The 22,824-nt window shown below is 34.7% G+C and carries 21 protein-coding genes, 2 tRNA genes and 5 pseudogenes; 19 read left to right on the forward strand and 9 right to left on the reverse strand.

Translation table 11 applies throughout. The annotated features are described in order from the left end of the window. Nucleotides 1-216: 216 nt before the first annotated feature. From OPR60_RS06340 to OPR60_RS07065, 3 genes and pseudogenes are all read left to right on the forward strand, one after another. Nucleotides 217-289: transfer RNA gene (locus OPR60_RS06340), tRNA-Val, on the forward strand. Between the two features lie 26 nt (nucleotides 290-315). Then, entirely contained in the window at nucleotides 316-1,212 is an 897-nt protein-coding gene (locus OPR60_RS06345) for a cation diffusion facilitator family transporter (RefSeq protein WP_065094995.1), read from the forward strand. 52 nt (nucleotides 1,213-1,264) lie between these two features. Continuing rightward, nucleotides 1,265-3,106: pseudogene (locus OPR60_RS07065) on the forward strand (hypothetical protein). Here OPR60_RS07065 and plsY read toward each other — a convergent pair. The 3 genes and pseudogenes from plsY to OPR60_RS06375 all read right to left on the reverse strand — a co-directional run. Continuing rightward, nucleotides 3,097-3,672: a glycerol-3-phosphate 1-O-acyltransferase PlsY gene (gene plsY, locus OPR60_RS06365; protein WP_182367509.1), complete on the reverse strand. Its 576-nt coding sequence runs from the start codon at nucleotides 3,670-3,672 to the stop codon at nucleotides 3,097-3,099. The pseudogene OPR60_RS07065 and the gene plsY overlap by 10 nt on opposite strands. 147 nt (nucleotides 3,673-3,819) lie before the next feature. After that, nucleotides 3,820-5,286, reverse strand: a complete 1,467-nt coding sequence (locus tag OPR60_RS06370) for an alanine/glycine:cation symporter family protein (protein ID WP_065094997.1) — start codon at nucleotides 5,284-5,286, stop codon at nucleotides 3,820-3,822. A 1-nt stretch (nucleotide 5,287) separates the two neighbouring features. Next, nucleotides 5,288-6,076 (reverse strand): annotated as a pseudogene (locus tag OPR60_RS06375) (alanine:cation symporter family protein); the annotation flags it as partial. 82 nt (nucleotides 6,077-6,158) lie between these two features. Here OPR60_RS06375 and OPR60_RS06380 point away from each other — a divergent pair. Continuing rightward, nucleotides 6,159-6,911 carry an IS5 family transposase gene (locus OPR60_RS06380; protein WP_265039632.1) on the forward strand — a complete coding sequence of 251 codons (753 nt, stop codon included), beginning with the start codon at nucleotides 6,159-6,161 and terminating at the stop codon, nucleotides 6,909-6,911. On the opposite strand, the pseudogene OPR60_RS06945 reads toward OPR60_RS06380, so the two are convergent. The 4 genes and pseudogenes from OPR60_RS06945 to OPR60_RS06395 all read right to left on the reverse strand — a co-directional run. Further along, nucleotides 6,877-7,032, reverse strand: a pseudogene (locus OPR60_RS06945) (hypothetical protein); the annotation flags it as partial. The gene OPR60_RS06380 and the pseudogene OPR60_RS06945 overlap by 35 nt on opposite strands. A 12-nt stretch (nucleotides 7,033-7,044) precedes the next feature. After that, complete coding sequence (locus OPR60_RS06385; protein ID WP_265040281.1) at nucleotides 7,045-7,173, reverse strand: hypothetical protein; 129 nt, start codon at nucleotides 7,171-7,173, stop codon at nucleotides 7,045-7,047. Nucleotides 7,174-7,273: 100 nt separating this feature from the next. Further along, entirely contained in the window at nucleotides 7,274-8,026 is a 753-nt protein-coding gene (locus OPR60_RS06390; protein WP_265039745.1) for an IS5 family transposase, read from the reverse strand. Between the two features lie 57 nt (nucleotides 8,027-8,083). Beyond that, complete coding sequence (locus tag OPR60_RS06395; protein WP_264702399.1) at nucleotides 8,084-8,350, reverse strand: transposase; 267 nt, start codon at nucleotides 8,348-8,350, stop codon at nucleotides 8,084-8,086. Nucleotides 8,351-8,693: 343 nt separating this feature from the next. On the opposite strand from OPR60_RS06395, the gene atpG reads away from it, so the two are divergent. The 12 genes and pseudogenes from atpG to OPR60_RS06950 form a co-directional block, all read left to right on the forward strand. Continuing rightward, nucleotides 8,694-9,566 carry an ATP synthase F1 subunit gamma gene (atpG, locus tag OPR60_RS06400; protein WP_065094420.1) on the forward strand — a complete coding sequence of 291 codons (873 nt, stop codon included), beginning with the start codon at nucleotides 8,694-8,696 and terminating at the stop codon, nucleotides 9,564-9,566. A gap of 18 nt (nucleotides 9,567-9,584) precedes the next feature. Continuing rightward, a complete protein-coding gene (locus tag OPR60_RS06405) occupies nucleotides 9,585-10,919 on the forward strand; it encodes a TldD/PmbA family protein (RefSeq protein WP_065094421.1) in 1,335 nt (444 codons plus the stop codon). Between the two features lie 174 nt (nucleotides 10,920-11,093). Continuing rightward, nucleotides 11,094-11,345: a cold-shock protein gene (locus OPR60_RS06410; RefSeq protein WP_006279919.1), complete on the forward strand. Its 252-nt coding sequence runs from the start codon at nucleotides 11,094-11,096 to the stop codon at nucleotides 11,343-11,345. Nucleotides 11,346-11,380: 35 nt separating this feature from the next. Further along, complete coding sequence (locus tag OPR60_RS06415; RefSeq protein WP_265040282.1) at nucleotides 11,381-12,607, forward strand: DEAD/DEAH box helicase; 1,227 nt, start codon at nucleotides 11,381-11,383, stop codon at nucleotides 12,605-12,607. Nucleotides 12,608-12,811: 204 nt separating this feature from the next. After that, complete coding sequence (locus tag OPR60_RS06420; RefSeq protein WP_065095378.1) at nucleotides 12,812-15,118, forward strand: AAA family ATPase; 2,307 nt, start codon at nucleotides 12,812-12,814, stop codon at nucleotides 15,116-15,118. A 151-nt stretch (nucleotides 15,119-15,269) separates the two neighbouring features. Then, nucleotides 15,270-16,022, forward strand: coding sequence for an IS5 family transposase (locus tag OPR60_RS06425; protein WP_265039632.1), 753 nt, complete (start codon nucleotides 15,270-15,272; stop codon nucleotides 16,020-16,022). Further along, the gene (locus tag OPR60_RS06430) at nucleotides 16,010-16,171 is read left to right on the forward strand and encodes a hypothetical protein (RefSeq protein ID WP_265040283.1); all 162 of its coding nucleotides are present in this window, start codon (nucleotides 16,010-16,012) and stop codon (nucleotides 16,169-16,171) included. Before OPR60_RS06425 ends, OPR60_RS06430 begins: the two co-directional genes overlap by 13 nt. Nucleotides 16,172-16,229: 58 nt before the next feature. Next, nucleotides 16,230-17,126, forward strand: a complete 897-nt coding sequence (locus OPR60_RS06435; protein ID WP_065094425.1) for a class I fructose-bisphosphate aldolase — start codon at nucleotides 16,230-16,232, stop codon at nucleotides 17,124-17,126. Nucleotides 17,127-17,131: 5 nt separating this feature from the next. Beyond that, nucleotides 17,132-17,203 (forward strand) — tRNA-Cys (locus OPR60_RS06440). Nucleotides 17,204-17,333: 130 nt separating this feature from the next. Further along, entirely contained in the window at nucleotides 17,334-18,410 is a 1,077-nt protein-coding gene (locus OPR60_RS06445; protein WP_065094426.1) for a quinone-dependent dihydroorotate dehydrogenase, read from the forward strand. 205 nt (nucleotides 18,411-18,615) lie between these two features. Then, nucleotides 18,616-19,314: a ribonuclease III gene (rnc, locus tag OPR60_RS06450; protein WP_065094445.1), complete on the forward strand. Its 699-nt coding sequence runs from the start codon at nucleotides 18,616-18,618 to the stop codon at nucleotides 19,312-19,314. 81 nt (nucleotides 19,315-19,395) lie between these two features. Next, nucleotides 19,396-19,531 (forward strand): annotated as a pseudogene (locus OPR60_RS06950) (IS66 family transposase); the annotation flags it as partial. Nucleotides 19,532-19,653: 122 nt separating this feature from the next. On the opposite strand, the gene OPR60_RS06455 reads toward OPR60_RS06950, so the two are convergent. Together OPR60_RS06455 and OPR60_RS06460 are read right to left on the reverse strand one after the other, a co-directional pair. Next, nucleotides 19,654-20,196, reverse strand: a complete 543-nt coding sequence (locus OPR60_RS06455) for a hypothetical protein (protein ID WP_065094427.1) — start codon at nucleotides 20,194-20,196, stop codon at nucleotides 19,654-19,656. A 109-nt stretch (nucleotides 20,197-20,305) separates the two neighbouring features. Then, nucleotides 20,306-20,674, reverse strand: a pseudogene (locus OPR60_RS06460) (phospholipase D family nuclease); the annotation flags it as partial. 79 nt (nucleotides 20,675-20,753) lie between these two features. On the opposite strand from OPR60_RS06460, the gene OPR60_RS06465 reads away from it, so the two are divergent. The 3 genes from OPR60_RS06465 to OPR60_RS06475 all read left to right on the forward strand — a co-directional run bounded on the left by OPR60_RS06465 (nucleotide 20,754) and on the right by OPR60_RS06475 (nucleotide 22,800). Further along, nucleotides 20,754-21,506 carry an IS5 family transposase gene (locus OPR60_RS06465; RefSeq protein ID WP_265039632.1) on the forward strand — a complete coding sequence of 251 codons (753 nt, stop codon included), beginning with the start codon at nucleotides 20,754-20,756 and terminating at the stop codon, nucleotides 21,504-21,506. A 100-nt stretch (nucleotides 21,507-21,606) separates the two neighbouring features. Further along, nucleotides 21,607-22,359, forward strand: a complete 753-nt coding sequence (locus OPR60_RS06470) for an IS5 family transposase (RefSeq protein ID WP_265039632.1) — start codon at nucleotides 21,607-21,609, stop codon at nucleotides 22,357-22,359. 291 nt (nucleotides 22,360-22,650) lie between these two features. Then, on the forward strand, nucleotides 22,651-22,800 hold the full coding sequence (locus OPR60_RS06475) for a hypothetical protein (protein WP_265040284.1): 150 nt from the start codon (nucleotides 22,651-22,653) through the stop codon (nucleotides 22,798-22,800). The last annotated feature ends 24 nt before the right edge of the window (nucleotides 22,801-22,824 follow it).

The raw sequence follows: 22,824 nt of genomic DNA on the forward strand, positions 1-22,824 counted from the left end.
CAAGCATAAAGTAATTTCCCTAAAAAAAACGTAAATCCCTGTATTAATATAATTTATATCTTAATAAATAAAGTATAGATAGTTAACTTAATATGTAAAATTTAGAATGTGGCTGAAATTCTATACAGCTATATTCCGGAATCACATTGGACAAGGACAAAAGCAAAGTGGTTTATTGACTTTCATTCCACCAAAGCACTATACTAAAACCACGATGGGTAATTAGCTCAGTTGGTAGAGCACTTGCTTGACGTGCAAGCGGTCGCTGGTTCGAACCCAGTGTTACCCACGTTTTTGTTTATGAAAAGATTTTATATGACAGCAGTGCATAACGGTAAACACTCAGCAGCGCAGTCCAAGCGCTTAATCTATTCCATAATAATAGTTGCGATAACAATGTTTATGGAAATAGTAGGTGGAATAATTTCACATTCGCTTGCTCTATTATCAGATGCAGGGCATATGCTCACTGACCTCTTTGCCTTGGTTTTAAGCTGGTTAGCACATAGGTTTTCAGCTAAGAAATCCGATTTGCAGAGATCATACGGATATCATCGGTTGCAGATAATTGCAGCATTTGTTAATGGTTTAACTCTATTCCTCATTGCAGTAATCATTATAATTGAGTCAATAAAAAGGTTTATTTTTCCAGTCAATGTTGAGTGGAAAGTAATGTTAATAATTGCTACACTCGGTCTTGTCTCTAACATAATAGTCTTTTTTATATTACATAGTAAATGCGAGAGCAATATAAACATAAAAAGTGCTGTACTGCACGTTATAGGAGATATCTTAGGTTCTGTAGCTGCTATACTTGCATCCATAATTATTATGCTTACTGGATGGCAAATAGTAGATCCTATTCTGTCAGTACTTGTTAGTGTAATAATTTTAAATAGTGGCTACAAAATTCTAAAGAATTCTTGCCATATACTTCTTGAAGGTACACCTGAAGGCATATCAACTGAAGAAATAAAAAGTAAAATTGTATCTAAGCTACCTGAAGTGATAGATGTGCACCACATACATGCATGGTCGCTGTCTGATAATTATTTTATAATTACCATGCATGCTAAAATAAAGCAAAATGTGCAGCACACCAATGTTTTATATGAAATAAAAAAAATATTGCTAGATAAGTTCGAGATAGCACACTCTACAGTCGAGATCGAATACGATGAGTGTGCGGATAATAAGATACTTAAACATTGACGTTTTAAATTATTATGCTATTACTAGAGTGTAATGATGTTGAAGGTAAGCTATGATAGGTATTTCTCAAATACAATTTCCTTCAAAGGATTCTAGTAAGATAAAATTTGTTAGCTACTTTGGAGCTTTTGTCTCGTTAAGCATTATCACTAATCCTGTTAATGTTCTTTTTTCTCTTGGTACTATGTTCTTCAGGTCTGAAATTAAAACTCTTTATATCTACAAAGAAATAAAAACGGTAAAACAGCAAAAAATGAGCAAAAGGGAATATTGGGAAATATTTTTTAAAAACAATACAATCAAGGTAGCAGCCTTCCTCTTGTTTTCTGCTTTCATAACATATCTAGCTTTCTCTACCACTTTCTTGCTTATTTCGTTACTGGGAACTATACCACTTACAATGCTATTAATTTTATTGCAGAGTGAACTAAGGCCAAAAGATTTTAACCCATTTACGCTGCTTAAAGCTTCTATAAATTTCTTTTTGGAAGGTATAAAAGAGAATTTACGTGGTATGGTTAATAGTTTTGATGTTAAGCTCGAGCATTTGCTTCCTCATAAGTTAAATGATGATATCATTAAAATATTGATAAATTAAAAGATAAGTATGGTGAAGAAGTATCCAAAGACGTTATTAATGATAGGGAATTCAAGCAATTTATTGAATATATAAATGATTTATATGAACTTAATTATCGTCAATTTAGTGATGAAGATAAAGGAAGAGTAATTGCATTTTTAAATGACTTTTGCAAAGATGATCAAAAGCATAGCTCCGGCTTTACAGGTGGACGGATTTTACTTTTAGTTCTGAAAGCCTGCAATGATGGAGACAGAGAAGCTGTAAAAAATAAAAAAGACGCGTTAATTACAAATTTGCTTGATAGCCAAACTTTCTCTAGAAAAGAGCGAATTCCTAACACTTGCTTCACCGGTATTATCTATAGAATGTTAAGCACGCTAGAGGGTATTCATCCTGATCCAGAAATTAGATTTACTCCTCCAAGGCAAATATTACTTTCAGAAGCACAAAATGAAGCACGTGAGTTTATGTTAGACAGGTTAAAAAACAAGAAAAACAATAAAGAAATTTTTAAGGCTTGGTATGACGTTCAAAATGGTTATGAAGACGATGAAAATCAGAAGGTAGTCGGTGATTTTATTTCAGAAGTAAGTATTCCTTTAATGAGAAAATTATTGAGTATTACTTCTCAATATAGTGAACAAATTGTGCTGACGTTAATGAAAAATATTAGCTCTATAAAGTTAAATAAATTACAATGTTGTGAGCTGGTTCAGCACATGAGAAATAAACTGCAGGAGCATGATTTAGATGACCAAGAAAGTTTACTCGAAAACATCGGAAAAAAAGTATTCTTAGAGCTATTAAATCGAGATCTACTCGAGACAGATTTTTCTCTCAAGGATTCATCTTTGGATGGAGCTAAGAGAATAGCTAATAAGATAATAGAAGAAGAAGTAGCAGAATTTAAATTAAAGGCTGAGAAGACTATTGAAGGTCAGATAATTAGCATGTTAGATGGGTTAAGAATGCTCCCAAGAGAAAAAAGATGTTATAGGGTATATGTAGAACTCAGTAAAAATAACGAAAATTTTGCAAGAAAGGTTAAAAGTAACAAAAGCAGCAATGGATGAAATGTTAAAAAAAGGAGCTTCACATAAGCTAGAGTTAGAAATTGAAAGTGTATATGAAGGAAATAAAGATCACGTTACTCAACTTTATGAAAAAATAAGAGAAACAAAAAAGGAATTCATTGAAGATGGTCTTTTAACACCTCAAGAAGTAGAGAATATAACAAAAGCAAAAATCATACCGTCAAGCAATTTGTCTCGTAGTTTAAGTGTCAATAATTTGGCAGTACATTATCTATAAAATTTATACTCTTTACCTTGCAGAAGATTCACAATATTTCTGTGGTGTTTTAGGAAGACCAGTGCTCCTATAATTAGTAATGTTAAGAACAAATTCCTCTGAAAAAAAAAGGACCATGCTACAGCCGTTGAAGTAGCACTGAGTGAAGCAAGGGAAGAGTATCTAAAGGCAAGAAAGACTATTATCCAAATTATTACGAATACTAAAGTAATATCGATGTTAAATGCTATCAGTATCCCTAGAGTGGTTGCAACGCCCTTTCCTCCACTGAATTTTAGCCAAATAGGAAACATGTGTCCTAAAACTGCTAAAATTGCAGATACATATATATAAAAATCGTTATTATCACAAAATTGTTGTGCTATATAAACGGCAATAAATCCCTTAAAGGAATCCAGAAATAATGCCAAAGCAGCAAGAAATTTATTTCCCGTCCTTGCAACGTTTGTAGCACCAATGTTTCCTGAACCTACTTCTCTTAAGTTTATCCCTTTTATTCTTGTAATGATTAAGCTAAACGGTATTGAACCGAGTATGTAGGATAGTGTAAGGACTATAACTAACACAGGTAAAATTTACTGATTAATAATCGCAAAATTTCGTCATCCCGCTGCTTGTTAGCGGGATCTATGCTGAGATACCGCGAATAAATCGCGGTATGACGTAGGGAAATCTTACTTATTATAGCTATACCTCTCCGCATATGCCAAAATTTAATTAATTTTATTATTCCTTAGCCTTTTTAGGTAGCACTGAACTTCGTCGTTAATCTGATTGCTAAACAGTATAAGCGCTGTCATATTGATGAGAGCTAAACAAGAGAACAAAGTTCCACCGATATTGGCAATAGCCATTATATCTTTAGAAAGACCAGAGAAAAACGCCACAATTATTACCGCTATACGGTATATCACTATACTTTTTGCACCAAACAAATATAACCACCCCATTTCACAACAATATACAAATGAAATTACCGAAGAAAATGCAAACAAAGGTGCAGCTATGGTTAAAAGTATAGGAAACCATGGAGAAACTGTCTCAAATGCCTTTTGAGTAATTAATATTCCCTCACCAACACCTGTTTGGTATGCACCTGTTATTACTATCGTTATTCCAGTTAAACAGCAAATGAGCATTGTATCAAAACACGGCTCTATCATTGCAACAAGCCCTGTTCTTACTGGTTCTTCATCTTTAGTTGTTGCATGAGTAATTGAAGCAGAACCAACACCCGCTTCGCTGGCAAAGATTGCCCTTTGAATTCCAGCAACAAATGCTCCTACCATCCCTCCGCCAACAGCATTGAAATCTATCATAGTGGAAAATAATATTTTCAACGTATAACCAAGGTTATGAATATTAAATGCAATAATAATAATACAACTAAAGATATATATAAGTGACATAATAGGCACTAGTGCAGAAGATACTCTAGCTATCCTTTTAATTCCACCAATAATCACTAGAGCAAGCAGCGCAGAGATTATGGAAGAAAGAAACCAAGAGTGACCATCTACCCAACTTGAATAGCCAGATAATATGGAAACCATTTGGTTGGTTTGAAACGCTACACTTCCACCAAGACCTGATAATACAAAGAATACTGCATACATGGCAGCCAGCACAATACCAAGTTTTTTAAATCCAAATTCCTCCAGACCATTCCTTATATACTGAAAGGGACCACTAAACAATTGGTCCTGATCTTCTGTTCTATGTCTAAACGCCAACGTTACCTCAGCAAATTTTGCTGACATACCAAAAAAACCTGTAATCATCATCCAAGGCACCGCTCCTGGCCCTCCCATTGAAACTGCAATTGCGACTCCAGCAACAGTTCCAAGGCCTACTGTGCTTGAAAGTGCAGTCATAAATGCCTGAAAATGCGTAATATGACCATCATGGTGATTCGTGTCATATTTTCCACATAAAATAGCAAATGCATGCTTAAACATTCTTATGTTGAGAAATCCAAAACGTAATGTTAGAAACACATAACCAAAAACTAGTAGAAGGATTATAAATGGCACGTAAAGGATCTTGAAAAACAGTACTTCATTCATGAAATTATTTATTCCGTTCAACACAGCATCATAACTTTCGTAAAAACCTGAAGCAGCGTACACATCATTAAACAATAGGCAAAATAACACCATACAAAGCAATCTATAAATCATGTTAATACCCTTTAGAATTGTAATAAGAATCTATTGTATTCAAAACTTCCCTTCTTAGTAGATATATTGCAACAGCATTTGGAATCATAAGGCACATAAACAAACTGTCACCTAGATAAGATATAAATTCTATATTCTTTGACATACAACTGATATACACTGAAACCACTATAAGAATTTGGAACAGTATCAGTATTTTTTTATTACCAAATAAGTACAGCAAAGCAACTTCACAGTAGTAACAATAAGCTATTATTGTGGAAAATGCAAAGGAAAACATCATTAGCGGAAAAACTAACTTGCTAAACAAGGGCAAAGCTGTTGAAAATACCGAACTAATTAGTGTAATATCACCCACGTTATCAGTACTGTGCATACCAGTGATAATTATCACGATACCAGTCAAAAATGAGATTAATATTGTGTCTATAAGTGGTGCAATCATTGCAACGCACCCAACTTTAATTGGATCTTCTTCTTTTACAGTTGAATGTGCTATAGCTGCTGTTCCGGTACCTGCTTCGTTAGCAAACACTGATCTCCTTACTCCTGCTATTAATCCGCTCAATACTCCGCTTCCTATAGCTGATTTATTAAAGATGTCTTGAAATATTATAGATAAAGCATTCAGCAAATTACTTCCATTTACATAAATTAAATATATACACATACAAACATATAGCACTATCATAATTGGTGCTAAGCTCGTTGAAACGAAAGCAATGCGCTTTATTCCTCCCAATATTACAATAAAGACAAGCAGGGATATAATAATGGATGCGTTATATTCTAGGCTCTGTGGACAAAAAATATGAAAAGAGAGAAAAAGATGGTAGTTTAGCCTAATAGGTAAAAAATGGAGAAACTACCATATGCAATATTACATCAAAGAGGAAAATTGGAAACAAATTTTAGAGTTCATAAAAAGCGTAAAAGGAATGCACAGCAAAGATGAAAAACGTTTAAGAATATTCATAGAGGCAGTGTGGTACATAGTGCGAAGTGGTTGCCAATGGAGACTTTTACCAAAAACTTATGGTAATTACAGGAGTATACATAAGCGATTTAAAAGATGGTGTGAAAGAGATGTCTGGAAAAAATTGCTTGAATATACTAAACAAGAGCCTGATTTAGAAGTTGCTATAATCGACGGTACGATCATCCGAGCCCATCCATGTTCATCTGGATATACAAAAAACTCCAAGGATCAAGAAGCTTTAGGGAGGAGCAAAGGTGGCTTTACAACTAAAATACATGCACTTGTCGATGCACTTGGAAATCCACTTAAATTTACTCTGACTCCTGGTCAAAGAAATGAAATTACGCAGGCACAAGTGTTGACCGAAAGTATCTATAACTCTACTGTAGTAGCTGACAAGGGCTACGATAGCAATGCCTTTGTTACAAGTCTTGAAGACAAGGGATGTACAGTAGTTATTCCGCCAAAACGGAATCGAAAAGTGCAAAGGTATTACGATGAGCATATCTACAAAGAACGTCATTTGATTGAGTGTTTTTTTGGTAAAATTAAAAATTTTAGGCGCATTTTTTCCAGATTTGATAAAACTGCTGAGGTTTTTATTGGTTTTCTCAATTTTGTTGGAGCTCTTGTATGGCTTCTCTAAAATTTTGTCCACAGAGCCTAGTATATTCAAGCAATTTTTTCCAGACATCTCTTTCACACCATCTTTTAAATCGCTTATGTATACTCCTGTAATTACCATAAGTTTTTGGTAAAAGTCTCCATTGGCAACCACTTCACACTATGTACCACACTGCCTCTATGAATATTCTTAAACGTTTTTCATCTTTGCTGTGCATTCCTTTTACGCTTTTTATGAACTCTAAAATTTGTTTCCAATTTTCATCTTTGATGTAATATTGCATATGGTAGTTTCTCCATTTTTTACCTATTAGGCTAAACTACCATCTTTTTCTCTCTTTTCATATTTTTTGTCCACAGAGCCTAGGCTCTGTGGACAAAATTTTAGAGAAGCCATACAAGAGCTCCAACAAAATTGAGAAAACCAATAAAAACCTCAGCAGTTTTATCAAATCTGGAAAAAATGCGCCTAAAATTTTTAATTTTACCAAAAAAACACTCAATCAAATGACGTTCTTTGTAGATATGCTCATCGTAATACCTTTGCACTTTTCGATTCCGTTTTGGCGGAATAACTACTGTACATCCCTTGTCTTCAAGACTTGTAACAAAGGCATTGCTATCGTAGCCCTTGTCAGCTACTACAGTAGAGTTATAGATACTTTCGGTCAACACTTGTGCCTGCGTAATTTCATTTCTTTGACCAGGAGTCAGAGTAAATTTAAGTGGATTTCCAAGTGCATCGACAAGTGCATGTATTTTAGTTGTAAAGCCACCTTTGCTCCTCCCTAAAGCTTCTTGATCCTTGGAGTTTTTTGTATATCCAGATGAACATGGATGGGCTCGGATGATCGTACCGTCGATTATAGCAACTTCTAAATCAGGCTCTTGTTTAGTATATTCAAGCAATTTTTTCCAGACATCTCTTTCACACCATCTTTTAAATCGCTTATGTATACTCCTGTAATTACCACAAGTTTTTGGTAAAAGTCTCCATTGGCAACCACTTCGCACTATGTACCACACTGCCTCTATGAATATTCTTAAACGTTTTTCATCTTTGCTGTGCATTCCTTTTACGCTTTTTATGAACTCTAAAATTTGTTTCCAATTTTCCTCTTTGATGTAATATTGCATATGGTAGTTTCTCCATTTTTTACCTATTAGGCTAAACTACCATCTTTTTCTCTCTTTTCATATTTTTTGTCCACAGAGCCTAGTATATTCAAGCAATTTTTTCCAGACATCTCTTTCACACCATCTTTTAAATCGCTTATGTATACTCCTGTAATTACCATAAGTTTTTGGTAAAAGTCTCCATTGGCAACCACTTCGCACTATGTACCACACTGCCTCTATGAATATTCTTAAACGTTTTTCATCTTTGCTGTGCATTCCTTTTACGCTTTTTATGAACTCTAAAATTTGTTTCCAATTTTCCTCTTTGATGTAATATTGCATATGGTAGTTTCTCCATTTTTTACCTATTAGGCTAAACTACCATCTTTTTCTCTCTTTTCATATTTTTTGTCCACAGAGCCTAGAACAATGGGATCATAAGTATTCAAGTTGTAATAGTTTTAATTGTGTTTATTATATATTATAAAATTCCACAAAGTGTAGAAATTACCATTAGGCTACTTTCACATTGATATTGCTGAAGTTAGAGCACTTTCTTAATATAATCCTTATCTCCAAACAATAAACCTGCAAGTTTCTTAGCTAGACTTGGTTTTAATGTCAAAAAAACTTGCTTTTAGACACTAACAGTTATATATTTTAATAAATCAGGGTTGTATACAAAATGAAGAGCTTAAAGGAATTATCCTTAAGAATTAAGAATATTAAATCTGTACAGAAAACCACGAAAATAATGCAAATGGTTTCTGCAGCAAAGTTGTTACAAAGCCAAAAGAAGTTATTAAATTCAAAATTATATGTATCTAAGCTGCATAACATTATTTCTTCATTAATGCTATCAGTTGATCAAGAATTACTGGCAAAAATTCTAAATGTCAGTAACGACGGTTCTTACCTAGTATTCATTGTTGCGTCTGATCGTGGCTTGTGCGGCAACTTTAACTCTTCTATTGTCAAATTTAGTCAAGAGCGTGTAAATAAGTCAATCGCAAATGGCAAAAGAGTAGATATTGTATTTCTTGGTAAAAAAGCTTTTGATGTAGGTAAAAATAGATTTGACTCTAAAAGTATCTTAAAAATTGAAAATAGTAAGGGAATCACGTTAAAGCACGTAGAAGCTTTGGTTGATGGTATAGATTTAAGTAAATACGATAAAGTTAAAGTTTTTTATAGTAAATTCTATAATACCTTCACGCAAAAACCAATGTTGGAAACAATAAAACCATGGAGTAAAGACTCATCCTTGATTGATAGCTCTCTGGCTGGTCCAACAATAGATTACGGCTATGAGTATGAACCACAAAATATTGAATTTATTTTAAAATCTTTGGTTCAAGATTACGTTGTAATTGCTCTTTACTCTGCTTTGCTTGAAAGTGCAACAAGTGAGAATAGTGCTAGGATGGTTGCTATGGAATCAGCAAACAGAAACACTAAAGAGATGCTGAACAAATTAGCATTGCTTTATAATCGTTCTCGTCAAGCAGCAATTACAACTGATTTAATTGAAGTTATAGGTGGTGCAGAGTCTTTATAAAAATCTAAGGAATAGAAAATGAATATATTAAATATTGCAGCAGATATCACTAAATTAATAAAAAAGCAGAATCAAGACGCGGAAGTTACAATATATGAAACTAATAAGACTTCAGTTTCTCAGCGTCTATCAAAAATTGAGCAAATATCACAATCTAAAAATTGCACTGTAGGAATCAGAGCTATAGCAGGTAAAAACAAAGCTGCGTATATTTCTACAAACGATTTGAATAATCTTAGTGATACGGTAAGTCAAGTGGTAGAAATGGCAAAGAATGCGCCAGAAGATCCTTGCATTAATTTTGCTGTAAATGGTAGTAATTATATCTCTTCTGCAGATTTAAGTATCTCAGATAATAATGTTGTAACCGTTGATAACCTAAAAGAAATTGCTGAAGCTGCAGAAAATTCAGCCCTTGCACATAAGAGTATCACTAATTCTGAAGGAGCCTCTTCTTCATACGCTTTAGTGAATACAGTATTATCGACTGTTTCTGGTTTTATTGGCTCGTTTAGTAAATCAACCTTTGCTAATCAGGTCTCTGTTGTTGCTGGAAGAGAAAGTGAAATGAAGGTTGGTTACGATTATGATATAGCATGTAATTTTAGTGATTTAAAGTTGCCAGAGTTAATGGGAAAAGAAGCAGCAAAAAGAGCAGTTGATCAATTGAATTCACGTACAATGAAAACTGGTAAATTTCCAGTTATTTTTGAAAAAAGAGCAGCAAAAGGGCTAGTAAAAAGTTTTGCTTCTGCTATAAATGGGAGCAGTATTATAAGCAACAGTTCTTTCTTGAGGGGTAGTTTAAACGCTCAGATTTTCAATGATAGAATTAACATTATCGATGATCCATTGTTGCCAAGAGGCATAGCATCGAGACCATTTGATGGAGAAGGGATAACTAGCAAGAAAAATATATTTGTAAAAAACGGAATATTACAAAATTGGATTTTAGACTTATACTCGGCTAGAAAATTAGACTCAGAAACAACCGGAAGTGCAACTCGTGCAAGTAATGCTGCAGTTATTCCTGCAGCTAGTAACCTCTACATTGAGAATGGTGATGTATCGTTTGAAGAATTAATTCAGGAAGTGAAAGAGGGAATATATGTAACTGATTTATTTGGTTTTGGTGTCAATGTAATCAATGGCGATTACAGCCAAGGCGCTTCCGGATTTTTTATAGAAAATGGAAAAATAACGTATCCAATACATGAGATTACCATTGCTAGCAATTTGAAGGATATGTTTAGCAATTTAGTCGTTGCAGATGATCTAACTTTTTGTGGGCAATTTAATTCACCAACGATTAAAGTTAGCGAAATGACGGTTGCAGGTTCGCTTAACGATTAAAAAATTTATTTGCATCAAGTACAACAATTGTGTATTATTGTCATGTAATGTTAAGAATAGACTATGGAGTATAAAGGTTTAGTTTCAATAGCTAAGCTTAAAGCATTCTCAATCGTAATTTCAAAGTTTTTCATCACATTAGTAATGTTAGTTAATAATTTAGGAGTTGTTTAAATGGAATTTGGTAATGTAAAATGGTTTAATGCCGAAAAAGGCTATGGTTTCATCAAGCCAGAAGGTAAAGGGGGTGACGTTTTTGTACATATTAGCACATTGGAACGTTCGGGAATAAGACCTGAGGCACTTAAAGGAGAGAATAAAGAGAAGGGAATAAAAGGAGAAAGGGTGAGTTATGAGGTTAAAGAGGAGCGCGGTAGAAACGGAGAAGATAAAAAATCTGCAATAAATTTAAGATTGGAAGATTAATCTATTATGAAGTCTTTTAACAGGATTAACGTATTGTGAATAATTTTCATGAGATGGGTCTCCCAGCTTCGCTTAGACAAGCTCTAGATAAAAATAATCTTTTCGTCCCAACTCCGATTCAAATACAAGCGATTCCCTTAGCGCTACAAGGTAAAGATATTCTCGGATCTGCTCAAACGGGGACTGGAAAAACTTTAGCATTTGCTATTCCGTTGGTTGCTAAGTTGCTGAATGAGCCTAACACTGGTTCAGCTTTAGTCATCGTGCCAACCAGAGAGCTTGCGCATCAGGTAACAAATGAGATAAGAAAACTCTTATCTCAAAATTCTGCACTAAGGGTCGCTTTGTTGATTGGTGGTGAGCCTATTTTTAGGCAGCTAAATCAGCTTCAGAAAAAACCACAAATTGTAATAGGTACTCCTGGTCGTATTATAGACCATATTGAGCGTAAAACTTTGATTACTCGCAATGTTAGCGTTCTTGTGCTTGATGAAACGGATCGTATGTTTGATATGGGCTTTGGAGTTCAGATTGAAGAAATTATGAAGCATTTGCCTAAAATAAGGCAAACTCTTATGTTTTCTGCAACTCTTCCTGGAGATATAGTAAAACTTGCTGAGAAGTACCTTAATCGACCAGAACGTATTTCTGTTGATTGTGAGGCTACAACTTCTGTAAAAATTAAGCAAGAAATTGTTTATGCATCAGAATCAGAAAAATATGAAAAGCTTGTTACACAACTATGTCAGCGCGAAGGATCAATCATTATCTTTGTCAAAACAAAGCGAGGAGCGGATCAGCTAGCTAACAGATTGCACAAAGATGACTATAGCGCTTTAGCAATTCATGGTGATTTAAGGCAGCACAAGCGCGAAAGGGTCATTAATTCTTTTCGTCGTGGCCGTAATCAAATCATGGTTGCAACAGATGTTGCTTCTCGCGGCCTTGATATTCCCCACATTCAACATGTTATCAATTATGATGCACCACAATCGCAAGCTGACTATATTCATCGTATAGGTAGAACTGCACGCGCTGGAGCTGAAGGGTATGCGATATCTTTTGTTACACCTCAAGATAAGAGAAGACTGCCTGCACTGGCAGACAAAGAAGGAGAGCTAAATTTTGATTGTAGTGTGCAATTTAAAAAACGTAACAGCAAAAAGGTCTTTAAAAGGCCAAATACGTTAAAGACTAAATACGGTAGAAAAAAGATCAATGCATTTAAGAAGAAAAGCAGAGTACTAGAAAAAGCGTATTAAATAGGATTTACCTACAACTTGATAAGCGTAAAACTCGTCATTCCACTACTCATTAGCGGAATCTATGCTGAGATGTTGCGGTGCTGTGACGTAGATCCATAGTGGGGATTCAAATTGGCTACAGCGAACTGCTGGATTTCAATTTTTTTAATAATTGTGTGCTATTCATTATATATGAGTTCCCACTTTTAAAGAGAATAGGAGATGATTTCCAAAAACTTAGAGGCAAGTTTGAATAGAGCACTACTCATTGCTTCTAATTTTAATCTTAAATATGCAAAAGTAGAACATTTATTGCTGGCGTTAACTAAAGACGTGGATGTAAATTACGTTTTATCAAGATGTAATATCAGAGCCGATGAAATCATAAATATGGATAACATTCTATCAAGGTGCAATATTAAGGCTAATGATTATAATAATAATATAAAAGGGTTTTTACAAAGCAGTTCTGAATTGATTATCAGTGGAGTTAAACCTAGCTCAATGTTTCAATGCATAATACACAGAGCAATAATACGGGCTCATAGCTTGGGAAAAAAAGAAATAAATGGAGCAAATGTTCTAGTAGAAATTTTGTCTAGGCAAGACTTATACGTTGAAAATCTATTGCAGAAACAAAATGCGAAAGATTCCAATTTGATTTACCATATATCTAATATGAAATACTCTAACGATATAGATGAATACACCACCAATCATAAAGTAAAACTTGATAAAAATAATGACGCTCCTACTACAGTAAATAAAGGTGAGCTACTAAAAGATGAGGAAATTCTACAAAGTTATTGTAAAAATTTAAATGACTATGCAAGAAGCAAAAAAATAGATTATGTTATTGGTCGTGATTATGAGTTAAATCGCACTATAGAAATATTATTGAGGCGTAGAAAAAACAACCCTTTATATGTTGGAGACCCAGGTGTTGGCAAAACAACAATAGTTGAGGGTTTGGTACTCAAGATCATTGAAGGCAGTGTTCCAAGTGCACTCAGGTCCAGTATAATTTATGCTTTGGATTTAGGATCACTCCTTGCAGGGACACGCTACAGAGGTGATTTTGAAGAGAGAATAAAATCTATAATAAAAGCAATTGAGGTAAAACCAGGTGCGATCCTTTTTATTGACGAAATACACACTATCATTGGAGCAGGTTCTACAAGTGGTAGCTTTCTTGATGCAGGTAACCTACTCAAACCTGCGCTTGCAAGAGGTACACTGCGTTGTATAGGTGCAACTACATATAGAGAATACAGCGCTAGTTTTGAAAAAGATAAAGCACTAGCGAGAAGGTTTCAAAAAATTAATGTTAAAGAATCTTCTGTTAATGAAACGATAAAGATACTAGATGGTATAAAGCACTACTATGAAGGGTATCATGGAGTATATTATACAAAAAATGCCATTAGGTCTGCGGCTGAACTTTCGCATAAGTATATTACTGGGCGAATATTACCTGATAAAGCGGTTGATGTTATTGATGAGGCAGGGGCATATTGTAAATTGCTAAGAAACAGGGGTAAAATTGTAAATAGTAGAGATATTAAGAATACCATTACTAGAATTACAAATGTGCCTTGTGGATCTGAATCTGATGATTTACAGAAAGTAAAATCTTTAAAAGCTAATCTAGAGAAGGTGATTTTTGGCCAAGAGCAGGCAATAGAATCTCTTGTTAATTCTATTAAAATTGCTAAATCTGGGTTAAGAAATTACAATAAACCTTTAGCAAGTTATCTTTTTGCAGGGCCAACTGGTGTTGGTAAAACCGAGCTAGCAAAACAATTAGCAGAAAGCATGGGCATGAATCTTATACGCTTTGATATGTCCGAATACATTGAGTCTCATACGATATCAAGGATGATTGGTTCTCCTCCTGGATATGTAGGTTATGATCAGGGTGGATTACTCACAGAGTCTGTATCTAACAATCAATATAGTGTTGTGTTGCTTGATGAAATTGAAAAGGCCCATAGCGATATCTATAATATATTGCTACAAATTATGGATTATGGTTGTGTTACAGACACTTACGGACGTAAAGTTAACTTTTCCAATATAATTTTAATTATGACAACTAATGCAGGAGCAGCTGAACGCAGCAAAAGTTTTGTTGGCTTTGGGCATAAAAATTTTAACATTGGTGATAGCGAAAAAGCGATAGAACAGGTTTTTAGCCCTGAATTTCGTAATCGTCTTGATGCGATTATTTCTTTTTCTGACTTAAGTACGGATGTGATTTTGCATATTGTGGATAAATTTGTCCTAGAACTGAAAAAGCAACTGACGCAAAAAGGCATAAACTGCTTAGTAGAGGATGAAGTGAAATCTTATCTTGTACAAATGGGTTATAGTAAGGAAATGGGAGCACGTCCGATAGAGAGACTTATTGAAAAAGAGATAAAAAGTTACTTAGCGGAAGAAATACTGAATCGTAAATTAATAAAAGGAAAGAAGCTAAGAATCTATATGAATAGAGTAGAAAATAAAATTGCTTTTGATATAGTTTAAATTCTTGCTTGAGTATTGGATTTATAGTATAATTGCCTTTTTTAATGAGGCTATAGTGGCAAGTTTAACTAGGCTCTGTGGACAAAAAATATGAAAAGAGAGAAAAAGATGGTAGTTTAGTCTAATAGGTAAAAAATGGAGAAACTACCATATGCAATATTACATCAAAGAGGAAAATTGGAAACAAATTTTAGAGTTCATAAAAAGCGTAAAAGGAATGCACAGCAAAGATGAAAAACGTTTAAGAATATTCATAGAGGCAGTGTGGTACATAGTGCGAAGTGGTTGCCAATGGAGACTTTTACCAAAAACTTATGGTAATTACAGGAGTATACATAAGCGATTTAAAAGATGGTGTGAAAGAGATGTCTGGAAAAAATTGCTTGAATATACTAAACAAGAGCCTGATTTAGAAGTTGCTATAATCGACGGTACGATCATCCGAGCCCATCCATGTTCATCTGGATATACAAAAAACTCCAAGGATCAAGAAGCTTTAGGGAGGAGCAAAGGTGGCTTTACAACTAAAATACATGCGCTTGTCGATGCACTTGGAAATCCACTTAAATTTACTCTGACTCCTGGTCAAAGAAATGAAATTACGCAGGCACAAGTGTTGACCGAAAGTATCTATAACTCTACTGTAGTAGCTGACAAGGGCTACGATAGCAATGCCTTTGTTACAAGTCTTGAAGACAAGGGATGTACAGTAGTTATTCCGCCAAAACGGAATCGAAAAGTGCAAAGGTATTACGATGAGCATATCTACAAAGAACGTCATTTGATTGAGTGTTTTTTTGGTAAAATTAAAAATTTTAGGCGCATTTTTTCCAGATTTGATAAAACTGCTGAGGTTTTTATTGGTTTTCTCAATTTTGTTGGAGCTCTTGTATGGCTTCTCTAAAATTTTGTCCACAGAGCCTAGTGCTTATGCCACTTGTTCTTCCTATTGTCAAAATGTATTTTAGAGATTTAATCCAAAAAAAGCCACAACAGCACACCACCAATCCTAACGTTACATCTTTAGGTACACCTGCAGGACAAGAACCATAAAAAGATCTTTGCTTCAACTGTGGTTTTTGCTATACTTTAAATGAACTTCATAGCGTTAATGAGTAAAGAAATAAGACAAATCTTAAACCACTACGAAAGTGAAAACCCCGGGGTAAAAGCAAATCTTACTCGTATTCTCATGCATGGAAAGCTTGGCGGCACTGGCAAATTAGTAATTCTCCCTGTAGACCAAGGGTTTGAACACGGGCCAATAAAAAGTTTTGAAGTTAACCCTGATGCTTATGACCCACATTATCATTTTCAGCTTGCAGTTGATTCGGGAGTAAGTGCATATGCTGCTCCACTTGGTATGATTGAAGCTGGTGCTTCAACTTATGCTGGAATGCTCCCACTTATTTTGAAACTTAATAGTTCCAACTCCTTACATTCGAAGAATCTGACTTCTGATCAAGCAATAACCTCTTCTGTGAAAGATGCACTGCGTTTGGGCTGCTTGGCTGTTGGATTTACTATATATCCTGGTTCTGCTAAGTGTTTCGATATGATGGAAGAAGCCCGTGAAATCGTAGCTGAAGCCAAATCTTATGGGCTTGCAGTAGTGTTATGGTCTTATCCACGCGGTGAAGGAATTTCCAAAGAAGGTGAAACAGCGGTTGATGTTATTGCCTATGCTGCACACATGGCAGCTTTGCTTGGCGCTAATATAATAAAAGTAAAACTTCCAACTAAATATTTGGAAAGGGAGAAAATAGAAACAGAAAATATTGAATCATTATCTAAAAGAATTGAATATGTTAAAAGATCTTGTTTTGCAGGAAAAAGAATAGTAGTTTTTTCTGGTGGCGAGTCGAAATCAGTGAATGACATATGCAATGAAGCGAAAGAAATTAAGCAGGGTGGTGGTAATGGTTCAATCATTGGACGTAACACTTTCCAACGCAAAAGGGAGGAAGCTTTATCTATGCTAAAAGATATAATGGATATCTACACATAAAAAACGGCTGGGTGGCAGAATGGCTTATGCAGAGGACTGCAAATCCTTTTATACCGGTTCAATTCCGGTCCCGGCCTCTTTCATTTTCTATATCTTGTAAAAGTTGCTCAATTCAACAGTAGCTTTAAGTGTGTAACCTATAGAGAAAATTATTCATAAGTAAAATCAATTTCTTTTCAAGTTATGGTTATACTCTTATAGCGTTTCATGGTAAAAAATAAACTAAAAATAAGCAAAGTGTTTTACAAAATGATATTACGTGATTTATTGTTTTTACTACCGCCCGAGGTTGCTCACTCTTTGGCAATTATGGCATTAAAGAAAATGCCTTATAGAAAACCTATAGAGCTACCAGAATCTTTGAGTGTGAATTTTTTTGGTAATAAGCTCAGAAGCCCCGTGGGTCTGGCTGCAGGTTTTGACAAGAATGCAGAAGTTATAAGGCCTATGCTTTCATTTGGTTTTGGATTTATTGAAACTGGTACTGTAACTCGTAATCCACAATATGGAAACAAAAAATCAAGAATTTTTCGGTTAATTAAAGATCAAGGGGTAATTAACAGATTGGGATTTAACAATAAAGGAATAGACTACTTTCTTAAACAAATAGATAAAACCAAGCTTGATGACTGCATTTTTGGCATCAACATAGGAAAAAATAGTACATCAAAGGACCAAATCAGCGATTATGTTGACTTAATAAAGATAGTATATGGAAAAAGCAATTATATAGTGCTGAACATCTCATCCCCAAACACGCCTAATTTACGCAATCTGCACAATAAGCAAGAATTATCGGAATTGTTGAAATCCGTAACTCTAACCCGGAAATCAATTGATAATTCTAAATCCATACCAATAATATTAAAAATCTCACCAGATATAGATCAGCAAACGAAAGAAAATATCGCTGAGCTTGTGTTGGAATATAAGATTGACGGATTAACAGTGAGCAACACTACGATCAGTCGGAATAACTTACATTCCCACCACAACGAGAGTGGTGGGTTGAGTGGCAAACCGCTGTTTAAACTTTCAACCGAGTTATTGAGCGATATATACAAACTTACTAAGGGCAAAATATTGTTGGTAGGATGCGGAGGAATCTCAAGTGGTGCTGATGCATATAAAAAAATAAAGGCAGGAGCTTCTTTGGTGCAGTTGTACACTGCTCTCATATACCACGGACCTCAAGTTGTAAACAAAATTAATCTAGAACTTGCAGAACTAATAAGGAGAGATGGATTTAGTAACATTAGTGAGGTGGTGGGTTGTATACATTAGACATCTTCTCTGTCACCTAAGTAGCCGACACTGGTCCAGCGTCACACGCCGGAATGACATCGATGAATCATTATTCAAATAATGGTTATGCAAGAAGTCTATTAAACTGTATATTTTGGAAGTTGTTGGTATTATTTTAATAAAACAAAACTAATTCTTTGGTATAAAGGTGTGGTAGGAAGTGTTATTCTTTTAAATAATGGGTATGAAGAGTTTGAATGATGCAATATCTAAGATCATTGATTATAAATTTACAAATTATGCAATATTAGAAGAGGCACTAACTCACCCAAGCGTAAATAAAAGGAATAGCAAAAACCAGATTGTAAGCTACGAAAGACTAGAGTTTTTGGGCGATAGTGTTTTGAATATGGTCGTATCTGCCACACTGTTTAAACTATTTCCTGAAGAAAAAGAAGGAGCATTGGCAAAAAGAAAGACGGATTTAGTTTGTGGCAACACCATTGCTAATGTTGCTAAAGAAATAAAATTAGGCAGCTTTATCATCATGAATAATAGTGAACGCTGCAATGGAGGGAGGTGTAACTTAAAAAATTTAGAAAACTCGCTTGAAGCACTAATAGGTGCAATTTATATTGATGGCGGGCTTGAAAATGTTGAAAAATTTATTATCCAATATTGGGAAAAGTTAGCTAAAGGCATGCTTGACCCCCCTCAAGATCCTAAAACCTCACTGCAAGAGTGGACTCAGAAAAACAAATTGCCTTTACCAGAGTATGAGCTTGTAAAACAAACTGGACCAGCGCACAATCCTGAATTTACTATATCAGTTTGCATAGGAGATTATGGTAAAGTTTCTGCATGTGCTTCTAGTAAAAAGATTGCTGAACAAAAAGCTGCTGAGTTGATGCTAGAAAAAATTGGAAAAGACGCTTCAGTTTAGGCAAAATAGGCATTAATGTAAGTTTTAAGGAAGCTAATAGCGTTTAGGGGAAATGGTCAACTTAAGGAGAAGCATAGTATTATTCATAAAAAAGTTGATCTACCAAAAATCAAGCCTTATGTAGTGGAATATCAATGGCCGTTGTCGGAGATGCGGAAAAAAAAGAAGTAGCAAGTTACCAAAAGGTGTTATGCCAGATACATTTGGTCCAAGAGTTGTTTTGTGAAGTTGACAGAGTCAAGAAGAATGAAAGTTTTAAAAAATAGCATATTTTTTAATTATAAAAATTTGATATTAACTGTTGTTGGTTGATTGAGTAAAAACCAGTGAATGGTCACGTTAAAACATGTTTTTAAATTTTTGCCAAAATCCTGATTTATTATCATTAACCTTTGTAAATGTTATATTTAAACTGTATTTCGGATCATTTGGCACGTCGTATTTTATGCTAAATGTTGAAACTTTATCGTTATTGTAAATATGCACATCATCATATGATAGCTTCGTTGTGTAACACTTTACATGCTGTTGCTTATCATACACTAAATTGCCTGACTCCCTTTCTAGTTCCACAAATTTCGTTTTTTTCTGACATTCCTTTATTTTTATTAAATCCTTATCTAGTGATATTGAAACTGGCAGCGTACTTCCAGCATATTCTTTAGCTAAAAGTTCACTTCGAGGATACATTTTTATTTCCCTTCCAAAATGTGAGTCTATAAAATTATTACTCCAAAATTTATCGCCAGAATGCACGTACTCATCAGTAGCATACGGTACCCCACCATAACTGCATTGAACTTTGTAATCTCCAACACCATTGTTTTGAAAAAAATCATGAACGGCAGTGTAGCTACCGGCAGCATCATTTGTATAATCCATTACTTTATTCCTTAAACTTTTGGTTTATTATATCATAATCATTATGCCAGTCAATCAAAAAAGCTCTCTCTTGCTGTTTTTAGAACTGATTTTAAGCAAGTGCTTTTGATTAGTTGGGAGCATATTTATAAGACTGTGACATTCGTGCCTCCCAGTTTTTCACATACTGCTGAATCAATTCAGGATAATCTGTAATAATTAATAAATTTTCAGCATTTCCTTTTTTAGCTGTCTTACTCAGGTTAAACGACCCTGTGATAACTTTTTGATTATCAACAATCATTATCTTATTATGAGCAATTTTTGGCTTATCATCGATCCAAACTGGTACTCCACCTGAAAATAATTCATTTATAACACTATATTTTGAGTAGAGTTGCGATTTATCTAAGATGACTTTAACATCAACGCCACGTTCTTTAGCATTGATCAAAGATTTTGCAATTGTTTCAAGAGTAAATGTGTATTCTTGAACTAGGCTCTGTGGACAAAAAATATGAAAAGAGAGAAAAAGATGGTAGTTTAGCCTAATAGGTAAAAAATGGAGAAACTACCATATGCAATATTACATCAAAGAGGAAAATTGGAAACAAATTTTAGAGTTCATAAAAAGCGTAAAAGGAATGCACAGCAAAGATGAAAAACGTTTAAGAATATTCATAGAGGCAGTGTGGTACATAGTGCGAAGTGGTTGCCAATGGAGACTTTTACCAAAAACTTATGGTAATTACAGGAGTATACATAAGCGATTTAAAAGATGGTGTGAAAGAGATGTCTGGAAAAAATTGCTTGAATATACTAAACAAGAGCCTGATTTAGAAGTTGCTATAATCGACGGTACGATTATCCGAGCCCATCCATGTTCATCTGGATATACAAAAAACTCCAAGGATCAAGAAGCTTTAGGGAGGAGCAAAGGTGGCTTTACAACTAAAATACATGCGCTTGTCGATGCACTTGGAAATCCACTTAAATTTACTCTGACTCCTGGTCAAAGAAATGAAATTACGCAGGCACAAGTGTTGACCGAAAGTATCTATAACTCTACTGTAGTAGCTGACAAGGGCTACGATAGCAATGCCTTTGTTACAAGTCTTGAAGACAAGGGATGTACAGTAGTTATTCCGCCAAAACGGAATCGAAAAGTGCAAAGGTATTACGATGAGCATATCTACAAAGAACGTCATTTGATTGAGTGTTTTTTTGGTAAAATTAAAAATTTTAGGCGCATTTTTTCCAGATTTGATAAAACTGCTGAGGTTTTTATTGGTTTTCTCAATTTTGTTGGAGCTCTTGTATGGCTTCTCTAAAATTTTGTCCACAGAGCCTAGGCTCTGTGGACAAAAAATATGAAAAGAGAGAAAAAGATGGTAGTTTAGCCTAATAGGTAAAAAATGGAGAAACTACCATATGCAATATTACATCAAAGAGGAAAATTGGAAACAAATTTTAGAGTTCATAAAAAGCGTAAAAGGAATGCACAGCAAAGATGAAAAACGTTTAAGAATATTCATAGAGGCAGTGTGGTACATAGTGCGAAGTGGTTGCCAATGGAGACTTTTACCAAAAACTTATGGTAATTACAGGAGTATACATAAGCGATTTAAAAGATGGTGTGAAAGAGATGTCTGGAAAAAATTGCTTGAATATACTAAACAAGAGCCTGATTTAGAAGTTGCTATAATCGACGGTACGATCATCCGAGCCCATCCATGTTCATCTGGATATACAAAAAACTCCAAGGATCAAGAAGCTTTAGGGAGGAGCAAAGGTGGCTTTACAACTAAAATACATGCGCTTGTCGATGCACTTGGAAATCCACTTAAATTTACTCTGACTCCTGGTCAAAGAAATGAAATTACGCAGGCACAAGTGTTGACCGAAAGTATCTATAACTCTACTGTAGTAGCTGACAAGGGCTACGATAGCAATGCCTTTGTTACAAGTCTTGAAGACAAGGGATGTACAGTAGTTATTCCGCCAAAACGGAATCGAAAAGTGCAAAGGTATTACGATGAGCATATCTACAAAGAACGTCATTTGATTGAGTGTTTTTTTGGTAAAATTAAAAATTTTAGGCGCATTTTTTCCAGATTTGATAAAACTGCTGAGGTTTTTATTGGTTTTCTCAATTTTGTTGGAGCTCTTGTATGGCTTCTCTAAAATTTTGTCCACAGAGCCTAGGTTTTTACCTACACAAGCTGAAACGCGCTTATAAGTCGTTTAAGACAGTATAGTACGCCAATTTGCAGGATTAGGGAGTGACAACTAGCTAACACGGGGTTTCTTTTGCCTTTTTTTCTGCTTAGTAAATTTCTTAAACATTTAAACTAAGGTGAGTTACATTTAAAAGCAGCTAAATTGCAGTGTTTAAGACTTAAAAAACGCCAATGTTCTAAAATAGATATTAGCTGGGGCTTCTTTTGCCTTTTTTTTCGCTTGGTAAATTTCTTAATGTTTATAGCTAACATGAAGCTAAGTACGAACTTTGTTAAATACAACAAATGGTGTCATCCCAGTGCTCCTTTTTTTGTCATCCGAGTAGCTGACACTGGGATCTATTTTGCATGTAACTCCAATAGACCTGCTGCAAAAGGTGATTGAAAAAATGATGTGAGAGGGGTAGAA

Origin of the sequence: Wolbachia endosymbiont (group A) of Trypoxylon clavicerum (assembly GCF_947251665.1) — a bacterium.
Taxonomy (GTDB): Bacteria; Pseudomonadota; Alphaproteobacteria; order Rickettsiales; family Anaplasmataceae; genus Wolbachia; species Wolbachia pipientis.

What these genes read in the sequence shown, in the direction of transcription:
- OPR60_RS06345 (WP_065094995.1), top strand. Translation starts at nt 316, where the DNA reads ATGACAGCAGTGCATAACGGTAAACACTCAGCAGCGCAGTCCAAGCGC.
- OPR60_RS06370 (WP_065094997.1), bottom strand. Translation starts at nt 5,286, where the DNA reads ATGATTTATAGATTGCTTTGTATGGTGTTATTTTGCCTATTGTTTAAT.
- OPR60_RS06380 (WP_265039632.1), top strand. Translation starts at nt 6,159, where the DNA reads ATGCAATATTACATCAAAGAGGAAAATTGGAAACAAATTTTAGAGTTC.
- OPR60_RS06385 (WP_265040281.1), bottom strand. Translation starts at nt 7,173, where the DNA reads ATGCAATATTACATCAAAGATGAAAATTGGAAACAAATTTTAGAGTTC.
- OPR60_RS06390 (WP_265039745.1), bottom strand. Translation starts at nt 8,026, where the DNA reads ATGCAATATTACATCAAAGAGGAAAATTGGAAACAAATTTTAGAGTTC.
- OPR60_RS06395 (WP_264702399.1), bottom strand. Translation starts at nt 8,350, where the DNA reads ATGCAATATTACATCAAAGAGGAAAATTGGAAACAAATTTTAGAGTTC.
- atpG (WP_065094420.1), top strand. Translation starts at nt 8,694, where the DNA reads ATGAAGAGCTTAAAGGAATTATCCTTAAGAATTAAGAATATTAAATCT.
- OPR60_RS06405 (WP_065094421.1), top strand. Translation starts at nt 9,585, where the DNA reads ATGAATATATTAAATATTGCAGCAGATATCACTAAATTAATAAAAAAG.
- OPR60_RS06410 (WP_006279919.1), top strand. Translation starts at nt 11,094, where the DNA reads ATGGAATTTGGTAATGTAAAATGGTTTAATGCCGAAAAAGGCTATGGT.
- OPR60_RS06420 (WP_065095378.1), top strand. Translation starts at nt 12,812, where the DNA reads ATGATTTCCAAAAACTTAGAGGCAAGTTTGAATAGAGCACTACTCATT.
- OPR60_RS06425 (WP_265039632.1), top strand. Translation starts at nt 15,270, where the DNA reads ATGCAATATTACATCAAAGAGGAAAATTGGAAACAAATTTTAGAGTTC.
- OPR60_RS06430 (WP_265040283.1), top strand. Translation starts at nt 16,010, where the DNA reads ATGGCTTCTCTAAAATTTTGTCCACAGAGCCTAGTGCTTATGCCACTT.
- OPR60_RS06435 (WP_065094425.1), top strand. Translation starts at nt 16,230, where the DNA reads ATGAGTAAAGAAATAAGACAAATCTTAAACCACTACGAAAGTGAAAAC.
- OPR60_RS06445 (WP_065094426.1), top strand. Translation starts at nt 17,334, where the DNA reads ATGGTAAAAAATAAACTAAAAATAAGCAAAGTGTTTTACAAAATGATA.
- rnc (WP_065094445.1), top strand. Translation starts at nt 18,616, where the DNA reads ATGAAGAGTTTGAATGATGCAATATCTAAGATCATTGATTATAAATTT.
- OPR60_RS06455 (WP_065094427.1), bottom strand. Translation starts at nt 20,196, where the DNA reads ATGGATTATACAAATGATGCTGCCGGTAGCTACACTGCCGTTCATGAT.
- OPR60_RS06465 (WP_265039632.1), top strand. Translation starts at nt 20,754, where the DNA reads ATGCAATATTACATCAAAGAGGAAAATTGGAAACAAATTTTAGAGTTC.
- OPR60_RS06470 (WP_265039632.1), top strand. Translation starts at nt 21,607, where the DNA reads ATGCAATATTACATCAAAGAGGAAAATTGGAAACAAATTTTAGAGTTC.
- OPR60_RS06475 (WP_265040284.1), top strand. Translation starts at nt 22,651, where the DNA reads ATGTTTATAGCTAACATGAAGCTAAGTACGAACTTTGTTAAATACAAC.